General features: G+C 70.0%; 12 protein-coding genes. 9 read left to right on the top strand and 3 right to left on the bottom strand.

The genetic code is table 11. The annotated features are described in order from the left end of the window. Window positions 1-980, top strand: a 980-nt coding sequence (locus tag ACTIR_RS23285; protein WP_065388589.1) for a S1C family serine protease, incomplete at its 5' end; no start/stop codon positions are given. A 62-nt stretch (window positions 981-1042) separates the two neighbouring features. Next, a complete protein-coding gene (gene tatB, locus ACTIR_RS0113570; RefSeq protein ID WP_026454693.1) occupies window positions 1043-1459 on the top strand; it encodes a Sec-independent protein translocase protein TatB in 417 nt (138 codons plus the stop codon). 300 nt (window positions 1460-1759) lie between these two features. On the opposite strand, the gene ACTIR_RS0113565 is transcribed toward tatB, so the two are convergent. Further along, complete coding sequence (locus ACTIR_RS0113565; RefSeq protein WP_026454692.1) at window positions 1760-2905, bottom strand: Mrp/NBP35 family ATP-binding protein; 1146 nt, start codon at window positions 2903-2905, stop codon at window positions 1760-1762. A gap of 235 nt (window positions 2906-3140) precedes the next feature. On the opposite strand from ACTIR_RS0113565, the gene ACTIR_RS0113560 reads away from it, so the two are divergent. Then, window positions 3141-4097: a slipin family protein gene (locus ACTIR_RS0113560; protein ID WP_026454691.1), complete on the top strand. Its 957-nt coding sequence runs from the start codon at window positions 3141-3143 to the stop codon at window positions 4095-4097. A gap of 659 nt (window positions 4098-4756) precedes the next feature. Here the strand turns inward: ACTIR_RS0113560 and ACTIR_RS0113555 are convergent. After that, the gene (locus ACTIR_RS0113555) at window positions 4757-5173 is read right to left on the bottom strand and encodes a type II toxin-antitoxin system VapC family toxin (RefSeq protein WP_026454690.1); all 417 of its coding nucleotides are present in this window, start codon (window positions 5171-5173) and stop codon (window positions 4757-4759) included. Then, the gene (locus ACTIR_RS0113550) at window positions 5173-5445 is read right to left on the bottom strand and encodes a type II toxin-antitoxin system Phd/YefM family antitoxin (RefSeq protein ID WP_026454689.1); all 273 of its coding nucleotides are present in this window, start codon (window positions 5443-5445) and stop codon (window positions 5173-5175) included. Before ACTIR_RS0113550 ends, ACTIR_RS0113555 begins: the two co-directional genes overlap by 1 nt. A 135-nt stretch (window positions 5446-5580) precedes the next feature. Between ACTIR_RS0113550 and ACTIR_RS0113545 the strand changes: the two genes are divergently transcribed. The 6 genes from ACTIR_RS0113545 (at window position 5581) to ACTIR_RS0113520 (ending at window position 11456) form a co-directional block, all read left to right on the top strand. Next, entirely contained in the window at window positions 5581-6102 is a 522-nt protein-coding gene (locus ACTIR_RS0113545) for a general stress protein (RefSeq protein ID WP_026454688.1), read from the top strand. Between the two features lie 138 nt (window positions 6103-6240). Continuing rightward, window positions 6241-7560 carry an ABC transporter substrate-binding protein gene (locus ACTIR_RS0113540; RefSeq protein WP_026454687.1) on the top strand — a complete coding sequence of 440 codons (1320 nt, stop codon included), beginning with the start codon at window positions 6241-6243 and terminating at the stop codon, window positions 7558-7560. A gap of 56 nt (window positions 7561-7616) precedes the next feature. Then, a complete protein-coding gene (locus ACTIR_RS0113535; protein ID WP_026454686.1) occupies window positions 7617-8555 on the top strand; it encodes a carbohydrate ABC transporter permease in 939 nt (312 codons plus the stop codon). Then, window positions 8555-9394 carry a carbohydrate ABC transporter permease gene (locus tag ACTIR_RS0113530; protein ID WP_026454685.1) on the top strand — a complete coding sequence of 280 codons (840 nt, stop codon included), beginning with the start codon at window positions 8555-8557 and terminating at the stop codon, window positions 9392-9394. Before ACTIR_RS0113535 ends, ACTIR_RS0113530 begins: the two co-directional genes overlap by 1 nt. A gap of 3 nt (window positions 9395-9397) precedes the next feature. After that, a complete protein-coding gene (locus ACTIR_RS0113525; protein WP_026454684.1) occupies window positions 9398-10579 on the top strand; it encodes an ABC transporter ATP-binding protein in 1182 nt (393 codons plus the stop codon). 76 nt (window positions 10580-10655) lie between these two features. After that, complete coding sequence (locus ACTIR_RS0113520) at window positions 10656-11456, top strand: DUF998 domain-containing protein (RefSeq protein WP_026454683.1); 801 nt, start codon at window positions 10656-10658, stop codon at window positions 11454-11456. Window positions 11457-11505: the final 49 nt, after the last annotated feature.

The following is an 11505-nucleotide window of genomic DNA, read 5'->3' as shown; positions in this document are numbered from 1 at the left end:
CCAACGCGGGCGACTCGCTCACCGGCGAGCTCGAGATCGCGGAGGCCCGGCACGGCAAGGAACGGCCCGCCGGCTCCGTGGCCGCGATCGCGGACCGGGTGGCGCCGGCCGTCGTCTCGATCGAGGTGGAGTCCGGGCAGGCCGGCGGCGTCGGCTCCGGCGTCGTCATCGACGGCCAGGGTTACGTGCTCACCAATCACCACGTCGTCGCCCAGGCGGTGGACAACGAGAACACCGAGGTGCGTGCGGTGTTCACCGACGGGACACGCGTGCCGGGACGGATCGTGGGCACCGACCCGAAGACCGACCTCGCCGTGCTCAAGGTCGACGTCACCAATCCCGTGGTGATCCGGATCGGGGACTCCGGTGCGCTCGCCCCCGGGGACGCGGTGATGGCGATCGGTTCGCCGTTCGGGCTGGAGAACACGGTGACCGAGGGCATCGTCAGCGCCCTGAACCGGCCGGTGACCGCGCCCGGGGAGGACGGCAACCCGGCGGTGACCTACGACGCGATCCAGACGGACGCGGCCATCAACCCCGGCAACTCCGGCGGCGCGCTGGTCGACTCGACCGGTGCGCTCGTGGGGATCAACTCGATGATCCGGACGGTCGGCAGCGGCGGTGAGGGCGGCAGCATCGGTCTCGGGTTCGCGATCCCGGTGAACCAGGCCATCGCGATCAGTGAGCAGCTGATCGCCGACGGGCAGGTGGAGCACGCCGCGATCGGGGTGAACGCGGCGTCGGTGTCGGCGACCGCGTCCGAGGGCGCCCAGGTCCGCAACGTCGTCGAGGGCGGCCCCGCGGCGCGGGCCGGGATCGCCGAGGGCGATGTGATCACGAAGGTGGGCGACCGCCGGGTGCGCACCGCGGCCGAACTCACCGTCGCGGTGCGCGAGCACGACATCGGCGAGGAGGTCCCGGTGCGGTTGGTGCGCGGGGGTCGGCCGTTGACCGTCGAGGTCACCCTGGGCTCGGACTGACCCGGAGCCGCCACGGACGGGGTACGCTGTCGGCGCACCGGGTTCGAGGCGGAGGTGTCGGCGTGTTCGAGAGCATCGGCTGGAGCGAGATCGTCGTTCTCATCATCGCCGGGCTGTTCATCCTGGGCCCCGAACGGCTGCCGGAGGCGGCGGCCTGGCTCGGCCGGTCACTGCGCAAGGTCCGGGATTTCGCGACGGGGGCGCGGCAACAGCTGCGCGACGAGATGGGGCCCGAGTACGAGGAGTTCCGCAAACCCGTCGAGGACCTGCGGAACCTGCGCAACTTCGACCCGAAGCGCGCGGTGACCCAGCACCTCTTCGACGGCGACCGGGACCCGTTGGGCCTGGACAACCTCAACCGGACCGACCCGGGCTCCCCGTCCGTCAAGCCCAACGGCTACCCCGACACCGGCGGCCCCACGGACGCGGGCCCCCTCCGCCCGGGCGAGAAACCCCCGGTCGACCCGGACGCCACCTGACCCACCCCGCGAGTCCCCCTCCAGCCCCGCGAGTCGCCACCCCAGCCCCGCGAGTCGACGCTGCACGACCGCGAGTCGACACCACGAACCCGCGAGTCGACATGCCGACCCGGTGAGTCGCCCTCCCGGGCCCTCCGCCGGACGGCTGTGCGCCAGGCCCGTGCGAAGCCCCTCGCGGTCCTGGCGCGCCAACTCGCAGTCCTGGCACGTCAACTCGTGGGCCAGAGACGGCGACTCGCGGGTCTGGAACGGCAACTCGCGGGCAGGGAGGGGCGACTCGCGGGTTGGTGGGGTGGGGCGTCAGCGGCCAGCCGGGGTGACGTTGAGCATCATGCCGGACAGGCCGCGGGCGCGGACGGACAGCTTCTCGGCCGCCTCGGTGAGCACCGTGCTCGCCGCGGAGTCCGGCTCGGACAGCACCAGCGGTGTGCCCGCGTCGCCCTGCTCGCGCAGCGCGGGCTCCAGCGGCACCTGGCCGAGCAGCGGCACCTCGGCACCGACGGACCTGGTGAGCGAATCGGCCACCGTCTGCCCGCCCCCGGAGCCGAAGATCTCCATGCGGGTGCCGTCGGGCCCCTCGAACCAGGACATGTTCTCGATCACCCCGGCCACCCGCTGGCGGGTCTGCAGCGCGATCGCGCCCGCCCGCTCGGCGACCTCGGCCGCCGCCTGCTGCGGCGTGGTGACCACCAGCAGCTCCGCGTTCGGGATGAGCTGGGCCACCGAGATGGCGATGTCGCCGGTGCCGGGTGGCAGGTCCAGCAGCAGGATGTCCAGGTCGCCCCAGAAGACATCGGCGAGGAACTGCTGCAACGCCCGGTGCAGCATCGGCCCCCGCCACACCACCGGCGTGTTGCCCGGGGTGAACATGCCGATCGAGATCGTCTTCACACCGTGCGCCTGCGGCGGCATGATCATCTTCTCGACCTTGGTGGGCTTCTCGGCCGCCCCCAGCATCCGCGGCACCGAGTGGCCGTAGATGTCGGCGTCCACCACGCCCACCGACAGGCCCTTGCGCGCCATCGCGGCGGCGAGGTTGACGGTGACGCTGGACTTGCCGACGCCGCCCTTGCCGGAGGCGACGGCGTAGACGCGGGTCATCGAGCCGGGCTGGGCGAACGGGATCTCCGGCTCCTCGGCGTCGCCGCGCAGCTTCTGGCGCAGTTCGGTGCGCTGCTCGTCACTCATGACGTCGAGCTCGACGCGCACGTCGCGCACCCCGTCCAGCTTCTCCACGGCGGCCGTGGTGTCGCGGGTGATCGTGTCCTTCAGCGGACAGCCCGCCACCGTCAGGTAGATGGCCACGTGCACGACGCCGTCGTCGCCGATCGTGATGTCCTTGACCATGCCGAGCTCGGTGATCGGCTTGTGGATCTCCGGGTCGTGGACGTCGTTCAGCGCGGCGCGCACGTCCTCGACGCTGGGGGTCTCTTGCGTGGTGGTCACTGCTCGGGCACCGACCTTTTCGTCGCTGGGGGTTGCGCTTGCTTCCCTCATGCTACGTCCCCCGTGATCGGTGCCTGCCACAACGGCCGCGCGAGGCCCCGGACCGCGCCGACGTGTAATATGGATCACACACGATCGATACGATCGAGGGCCGCGCCGCCGGCCCGACCCGACGTCCATTCGCGGGTCCGGGTGCGGTGGCCGACGGCGTGACCCGCGGGAAGGCGGGGCCTGCATGGAAACGCTGATCACGGTGGTGGTCGTCGTCGGCCTGGTGCTGGCGGTCGCGGCGATGTCCTCGGTACGGATCGTCCGGCAGTACGAACGCGGACTGGTCTTCCGGTTCGGGCGGGTGCACCGCGTGCCCCGGGAACCCGGGCTGAAGCTGATCGTGCCGGGGGTCGACCGGATGACGAAGGTCAACATGCAGATCGTCACCCTGCCCGTGCCCGGGCAGGACGGCATCACCCGGGACAACGTGACCGTCCGGGTGGACGCGGTCGTGTACTTCAAGGTGATCGACCCGGTGCAGGCGGTCGTCGGGGTGGAGAACTACCGCTTCGCGATGCTGCAGGTCGCCCAGTCGAGCCTGCGCCGCACGATCGGGGAGAGCAGCCTCGACGACCTGCTCTCCCGCCGGGAGGCGCTGAACGAGGGCCTGGAACTGATGATCGACAGCCCGGCCGCCAACTGGGGCGTGCACATCGACCGGGTGGAGATCAAGGACGTCGCGCTGCCGGAGGCGATGAAGCGGGCGATGTCGCGCCAGGCCGAGGCCGAACGCGAGCGGCGCGGCCGGGTGATCTCGGCCGAGGGCGAGCTGCAGGCCTCGGAGAAGCTCTCCCAGGCGGCGGCCCGGATGGCCGACACCCCCGCCGCGTTGCAGCTACGGCTGCTGGAGACGGTGGTGGAGGTCTCGGCGGAGAAGAACTCGACGTTGGTGCTGCCGTTCCCGGTGGAGATGTTGCGATTCCTGGACGAGTCCGCGAAGCGCGACGCCGCCGGACGTGGAGAGGCCGAGTCCGGGCAGGAGGCCGCGTCGACCGGGGAGGCCGAGCCGACCGGAGACACCGCAGCGGCCGGAGAACCGGGCAGCGGGTACGGCCGAGAGCTGGTGGAGGAGACCTCCGACGTGGCCGCCGTCCCGTACGCACGGACGGAGGACGAGGTCGACGACGGCCTCCGCCGGTGAGGGCCGGGCCCCGACTTCTTTCCAGAAGCATTGCTTCCCGCAGAGGTCACGACGCGCTATTCTCCCGCCCGCCGGGTGATTACGGATGAAGGCCGGTGATGAAAAGAGCCGGACAGTACGAAGAGGCAGTGAAGTACGTCGCACATTCCGAAGTGGACGGTGCTGTATCTCGTACTGGAGCGGCGAGGCCCTGCACGATTCGGAAGTGATCGAGGTTGGCAGCTGTCGGGGAGGTCGGAAATTGGGTTCGAGAACCAGGCCGAGTGACTTGTTGGATGAGGACGAGATCTATGTGATTCGGCGATCCCTGCTGGAGTGGGGCGGCCCGGCCTGGTGTACCGAGGAGTATGCTTTAGCGATGGGGTTTGAGACATTCGAACGATTGTGCTCGAACTGTGTCGAACTGAGTCGGAAACTCGAGTCGAATGAACCTCTTGAGTCGGTCGAGTGGGCTCGATCCCTGCTGGCTGCCGAAGTAGTGTTCGTCAGTACGGTTATGGGTTCCGGACTCGATTGGAGGACCACCACCGGACTCTCGGACGAGTGGACCATAAGAACTATCAGAAAAGTTCAACGGAAGCTTTCGAAAATAATTGTTCCGATAACCTTCTCGGAGATTGGCACCAAGCCTTCCATGCTTTGATCTCGGCCGGTTAGGGTCAGCAGTCACGGTTTCGATCATGGCCGGGGGCGGCGGTGGGCAGTCCTTCGGCCTCGGCGGCGCCCTGGAGACGGCGGTCGTAGGTCACGAAGGCCGTGATCTGGCGACCGAAGACGGCCTGAGCCGTGGCGAGATGGATCGCGTCGAGCGAGCGCAGTTGCGGTGTCGGGTAGCTCGCGGCCTTGCTCCGGACCAGCTCGTCGATCTCGTAGCGGGAGATGGTGGCGAGTACCTCGGGGACCGCACTCTGCAGGCCGGGGTCGAGCCGCAGGAGGGCACGGGGGAGTTCGATCTCGACGAGTGCCGAGCTGACCCGCGGAACCCGCTCCCGGTCGTCGAGCCAGTCGGCCAGCGCGTCGGTCTCGGGTTCCCGTCGGCACAGCTTCACCAGGGCCGCGGTGTCGAGGTAGATCATCAGTAGCGTTCGTCGTCCCGCATCCGTTCGAGCAGTTCGCCCGCCTCGCTGTCGCTGTGGATCGGTCCGCTCGGGCGGGGAACCGGGCCGTGCAGCGTGGCGGGGCGGAGCTTGCCGGAGGCGATCAGCGACGTCAGGCCGCTTTCCTGGGCGGGGACGAGTCGCGCCACGACAGAACCACGTTCGGTGATCTCGACCTCCTCGCCGTGTTTCACACGGGCGAGCACGCCTGCGGTGTCCTGGTTGAGGTCTCGGACGGGAACGGTCGCCATGCGCCCAGTGTAGTACAGATGCATAGTACATCGCACCCACTGCCCGGTTCACCCGGTTTCGGCTGTGTGCGGTCCGTGAGATCATGGGTACCCCGCTGACGGGTGATGCGCGGGCAGTCGAGCAGAACACAGGTGATGATCGTGACCGGTCCCTTCTTGTCGGGTCGTCAGGCGCCGGGGTTGCCGCGCCTGCCCACGCCGCCGTCCGGCTGGCCGATCGGCTCGTACGCCACCTACGAGGAGGCCCAGCGCGCGGTCGACCACCTCGCCGACAACGAGTTCCCGGTCGCCGACGTGACCATCGTCGGGGTCGACCTGATGCTGGTCGAGCGGGTCATCGGCAAGCTGTCCTGGGGCAAGGTGCTGGGCACCGGCGCGTTGTCCGGTGCGTGGTTCGGGCTGTTCGTGGGGCTGCTGCTGAGCCTGTTCAGCAACGCCGAGCAGATCTCCTACGCGCCGGTGCTGGTCGGCCTCGGCGCCGGTGTGCTGTTCGGGGCGGCCTTCGCGGCGATGAGCTACGCCTCCACCCGTGGGCGGCGGGACTTCTCCTCGGCCAGTCAGCTCGTCGCGGGGCGCTACGACGTGCTGTGCCAGCCGCGTAACGCCGAGAAGGGGCGTGAGCTGTTGGCGCGGCTCGCGATGGGGTCACACGGCTGAGCGGCCTGCCCGTCGGCTTCTTCCTCTGATCGTTACTGTGAGTGCTTGCGCTCGGTGATCGGTCGACCTACTTTTATGACACCGGTCACAGGCGGCTCCGCCGCGCCTGTGAGCTGACGTGGGTGGGGAGGAGAGCCGATGCGCGAGGTGGCGCGTGGTCGACGACGATCACCCCGGAGAGTCGCCGCGCTGCTCGGCGTGACCGCGGTGGGGGCCACCACGCTGGCGGCGTGCGGCACCGACGACGGCCTGACGATCAACGTCTACTACGCACCCGAGGACAGCTTCCAGGCCGTGGTGGACGACTGCACCACCGAGGCCGACGGCCGCTACGACATCGTCTACAACAAGCTCCCCCGCGACGCCGACGGCCAGCGCGAGCAGATGGTGCGCAGGCTCGCCGCCGGGGACACCGCGATGGACGTCCTCGGCCTCGACGTCACCTGGGTGCCCGAGTTCGCCGAGGCGGGTTGGATCGAGGAGTGGACCGGCGGGCACAAAGCCACCGCCTCCCGCGACGTGCTGCCCGGCCCGCTGGAGACCGCCACCTGGGACGGGCGGCTCTACGCCGCGCCGAAGAACACCAACGTCCGGCTGCTCTGGTACGACGAGCGGATCACCCCGGAGCCGCCGCGCACCTGGGACGAGATGATCACCATGTCCCGCGAGCTGCGGGAGCGGGGCGAGCCGCACGAGATTCTGTTCACCGGTGCCCAGTACGAGGGCCTGGTGGTGGCCTACAACTCGCTCACCGAGTCGGCGGGTGGGCGCATCCTCTCCCCGGACGGCGAGGACGTCGTGGTGGACGGCGGCGCGGTCCGGGCACTGGAGATCCTGCGGGAGGTCAGCGGCTCCGGGCTCACCGACCCGTCGCTGACCAACCAGCAGGAGGACGAGGTCCGCATGGCCTTCCAGCAGGGCCGCGGTGCGTTCCAGCTCAACTGGCCGTTCGTCCACGCTTCCTACGCCGCCGAGAAGCCCGACGAGCTGGAGCACTTCAAATGGGCGCCCTACCCGGGCGTGGGGGAGCCGGGCACCGGGCGCAGCACGCTCGGCGGCTACAACCTCGCCGTCTCCGCCACCTCGCAGCACAAGCCGGAGGCGTTCGAGGCGGCGCTGTGCCTGCGCAGCGCCGAGCACCAGAAGTTCTCCGCGCTCAACGACGGCGTGCCGCCGACGATCGCCTCGGTCTACGACGACCCGACGCCGCTCGACCCGTCGCGGCCGGCGGACCCGGAGGACAACCCGACGATGGTCGACAAGTACCCGATGAAGGACACCATCCGGGACGAACTGACCGACGCCGCGGTGCGCCCGGCCACCCCCGCATACCAGACGCTGTCCATCGTGATGGCCGAGGTGCTGTCCCCGCCGTCCGGGATCGAGCCGGCCGAGACCGCGCGGCAGCTGCGTGACCAGCTGGCGGAGGCGCTCAGCTCGAAGGGCGTGATCCCGTGAGTGACACGACGCGGTCCCCGGCCGCCCCCACCGGAGCCGCCGGAGCGGACACGGCCATCGCCGCCCCCGCCACCGGGTCGACGCGCCGGGGTGGACGCCGCGGGGCGCCGCGGAGTGAGGGGAAGAAGGCCGAGCGCAGGCTCGGGCTGATGCTGGTCGCCCCGGCCGCGCTGGTGATGATCGCGGTGACCGGCTATCCGATCGTCTACTCGGTCTGGCTGTCGTTGCAGCGCTACGACCTGCGCTTCCCCGACGAGCGGGAGTTCGTCGGGCTGGACAACTACGTCGCCGTGCTCACCAACTCGTACTGGTGGAGCGCGTTCGGCGTCACGACCTTCATCACCGTGGTGTCGGTGCTGTTGGAACTCGTGCTCGGCATGGCGCTCGCGCTGATCATGCACCGCACGCTGGTCGCCCGCGGCCTGGTGCGCACGGTGGCCCTGGTGCCGTACGGGATCGTGACGGTGGTCGCCGCGTTCTCCTGGTACTACGCCTGGACCCCGGAGACCGGCTACCTCGCCGAGGCGTTCGCCGGCGACGGTGCGCCGCTGACCGAGATGTGGTCGTCGTTGGGGATCATCATCCTGGCCGAGGTGTGGAAGACGACCCCGTTCATGGCGCTGCTGCTGATGGCGGGCCTGGCGCTGGTGCCGGACGACCTGCTGCGGGCGGCGGCGATGGACGGTGCGACCCCGTGGCAGCGGTTCACCCGCGTGATGCTGCCGGTGATGAAGCCCGCGATCCTGGTGGCGCTGCTGTTCCGCACCCTGGACGCGTTCCGGGTGTTCGACAACATCTTCATCCTCACCGGCGGGTCGAACGACACGTCGTCGGTGTCCATGCAGACCTACAACAACCTGATGCGCGGACTGAACCTCGGGATCGGCTCGACCATGGCCGTGCTGGTCTTCCTCGCGGTGGCGATCATCGCGTTCGTCTTCATCAGGGCGTTCGGCACCGCCGCGCCGGGCAGCGACGAGGGGAGTGGGCGCTGATGGCCCTGGGTACCGTCACCCCCGGCCGCACGGCGCGGTGGGCGCTGCTGGACGTCGTCGTGGTCGTCTACGCGCTCGTACCGGTGCTGTGGATCGCGTCGCTGTCGTTCAAGACGAAGGAGACGCTCGGTGACGGCCACTTCATCCCGCGCGAGTGGACCTGGGACAACTACGCCGAGATCTTCGCGACCGACCAGTTCGTGCGTCCGCTGATCAACTCCCTCGGCATCGCGCTCATCGCCACGCTGATCGCGGTGCTCCTCGGGATGATGGCCGCCTACGCCGTGGCGCGGCTGGACTTCCCCGGCAAACGCGCGCTGATCGGGGTGTCCCTGCTGATCGCGATGTTCCCGCAGATCTCGCTCGTAACCCCGCTGTTCGACATCGAGCGCGAGCTGGGGCTGTTCGACACCTGGCCGGGCCTGATCCTGCCCTACATCACCTTCGCGCTGCCGCTGGCGATCTACACCCTGTCCGCGTTCTTCCGGGAGATCCCGTGGGAGCTGGAGAAGGCGGCGAAGATGGACGGCGCCACCCCGGCGCAGGCGTTCCACAGGGTGATCGCGCCGCTGGCCGCGCCGGGCGTGTTCACCTCGGCGATCCTGGTGTTCATCTTCTGCTGGAACGACTTCCTGTTCGCCATCTCGCTGACCTCCACCGAGGCGTCGCGCACGGTGCCCGCCGCGTTGTCGTTCTTCACCGGCGCCTCGCAGTTCGAGGACCCGACCGGGACGATCTCCGCCGCGGCCGTGGTGATCACCATTCCGGTCGTTGTGTTCGTGTTGTTCTTCCAGCGGCGGATCGTCGCCGGACTGACCTCCGGCGCGGTGAAGGGTTAGGCGATGGCTGAGATCGTGCTCGACAACGTCTCCAAGCGGTTCGGCGACGGGACGTCGGCCGTGTCGGAGCTGGACCTGCGCATCGCCGACGGGGAGTTCGTCATCCTCGTCGGCCCGTCCGGCTGCGGGAAGTCCACCGCGCTGAACATGATCGCCGGGCTGGAGGACATCACCGACGGCGAGCTGCGCATCGACGGCGAACGGGCGAACGAGAAGACGCCCAAGGCGCGGGACATCGCGATGGTGTTCCAGTCCTACGCGCTGTACCCGCACATGAGCGTGCGGGAGAACATGGCCTTCCCGCTGCGGCTGGCGAAGGTCGACTCCGCGACCGTGCGGGAGAAGGTGGCCGAGGCCGCGGACGTCCTCGACCTCACCCCGCACCTGGACCGCAGGCCGGCCAACCTCTCCGGCGGCCAGCGGCAGCGGGTGGCGATGGGCCGCGCGATCGTGCGCGATCCGAAGGCGTTCCTGATGGACGAGCCACTGTCCAATCTCGATGCCAAACTCCGCGGCCAGATGCGCACGTCGGTCTCCCGCCTACAGAAGCGGCTGGGCACCACCACCGTCTACGTCACCCACGACCAGACCGAGGCCATGACCCTCGGCGACCGGATCGTGGTGCTGCGCGGCGGGGTGGTGCAGCAGATCGGCTCGCCGCAACACCTCTACGACCACCCGGCGAACCTGTTCGTGGCCGGATTCATCGGCGCGCCGTCGATGAACTTCGTCCCCGCCACGGTGACCGACGACGGGCTGGACAGCGCGCTGGGCCGGATTCCGCTGTCCGACCGGGTGCGCGCGTCGCTGGAGTCCGCGCACGCACCCCGCGAGGTGATCGTGGGCGTCCGGCCGGAGGACTTCGCCGACGCCGCCCTGTCCGCCGGGCAGCAACCGCACGGCGGGGCCACCTTCACCGCCCCGGTGGACGTGCTGGAGTCGATGGGCTCGGAGAAGTACGCCTACTTCACCCTGGACTCCGAACTGGCCAGCACCGCCGAACTGCGGGAACTCGCCGCCGACGCGGGCGCCACCGACGTGCCGGGCACCGGCTCCACCCTCGTCGCCCGGCTGCCCGCGGCCTCCGAGGTTCGCGAGGGCGAGCCGATGCGCGTGTGGTTCGACACCGACGCGCTGCACCTGTTCGACCCGGCCTCGGGCCGCAGCCTCACCGCCGGCGGGTGACCGTTCTCGGTGGTTCGCCGGGAACAACCGTCGTGTCCGGATTCGTTGATCGTGCGGGCGACGAAGGGGGCACGGCATGGGGGCGGACGGCAACGGCTCGTCGGACGGGCGCCCGGACCGGGGCACCGGAACGGTCGCGCTGGTGGCGGGTGTGCTGGCGGTGCTGGCGCTGCTCGTGCTGGTGCGCGCGATCCTGGCGATGGGCTACCTGACCGTGCGGTTCGCCGGGGAGGTCGACCCGCTGTCCCGGGCGGTGAGTTACTACGTCTTCGTGGAACAGGGCGCCGGGGTGTTCACCGGGGTGCTGGTGACCCTCGCCCTGGCCACGGTCGCGATCCTCGTCGGGATGATCCAGCTGCGGATCCGGCCGGGGGCGCGGGTGGTGGCGCTGGTGGCGACCTGGTGCGTGGCGCTGGTGCTGTGCGCGGCGTTTCCCACCGACGACTCGCCCACGGTGGAGACCGCCGCCGGGTGGGTGCACCAGTTCGCGGGCGCGTCGTTGTTCATCACCCTGCCGTTCGCCGGATTCGGCCTGGCCCACTCGTTGCGGGCCTATCCGGCCTGGGTCGATGCGGCACCCCTGTTGCGGCGGCTCTCCGCGGTCGCGGTGGTGCTCGCACTCGGCTACCTGGCCACCCGGCTGCCCGATCTGCTGTTCTGGTGGCGGTTCCCGGAGGCGCTCGACTGGCGTGCCGTTTCCGGGCTGGTGCAGCGGTCGCTGTTCGCGGCCGAACTGGCGCTGTTGCTGGTGCTGGCCGTCCACCTGTTCCGCACCGCGGTCCACACCCACCGGGACACCCGCCGCACCGGCACACCCGACGCGGGGCACGCCACCGCACACGACACCGCGGGCGCGCCGACGGGGGAGGGCCCATGACCCTCGTCGCGATCGTGTGTGCGGCGCTCGGGGCGGTGGGCAGCGCGCT

The sequence above is a fragment of the Saccharomonospora iraqiensis subsp. iraqiensis genome, assembly GCF_000430445.1.
Lineage (GTDB): Bacteria > Actinomycetota > Actinomycetes > Mycobacteriales > Pseudonocardiaceae > Saccharomonospora > Saccharomonospora iraqiensis.
Note: the sequence above shows the minus strand (reverse complement) of the source record. Positions and strands in the feature narration are given on the sequence as shown.

Bases quoted from the DNA above. Each gene is read 5' to 3' on its own strand.
- ACTIR_RS0113560 (WP_026454691.1), top strand. From the start codon at position 3,141: ATGGAAACGCTGATCACGGTGGTGGTCGTCGTCGGCCTGGTGCTGGCG.
- ACTIR_RS0113555 (WP_026454690.1), bottom strand. From the start codon at position 5,173: ATGATCTACCTCGACACCGCGGCCCTGGTGAAGCTGTGCCGACGGGAA.
- ACTIR_RS0113550 (WP_026454689.1), bottom strand. From the start codon at position 5,445: ATGGCGACCGTTCCCGTCCGAGACCTCAACCAGGACACCGCAGGCGTG.
- ACTIR_RS0113545 (WP_026454688.1), top strand. From the start codon at position 5,581: ATGATCGTGACCGGTCCCTTCTTGTCGGGTCGTCAGGCGCCGGGGTTG.
- ACTIR_RS0113540 (WP_026454687.1), top strand. From the start codon at position 6,241: ATGCGCGAGGTGGCGCGTGGTCGACGACGATCACCCCGGAGAGTCGCC.
- ACTIR_RS0113530 (WP_026454685.1), top strand. From the start codon at position 8,555: ATGGCCCTGGGTACCGTCACCCCCGGCCGCACGGCGCGGTGGGCGCTG.
- ACTIR_RS0113525 (WP_026454684.1), top strand. From the start codon at position 9,398: ATGGCTGAGATCGTGCTCGACAACGTCTCCAAGCGGTTCGGCGACGGG.
- ACTIR_RS0113520 (WP_026454683.1), top strand. From the start codon at position 10,656: ATGGGGGCGGACGGCAACGGCTCGTCGGACGGGCGCCCGGACCGGGGC.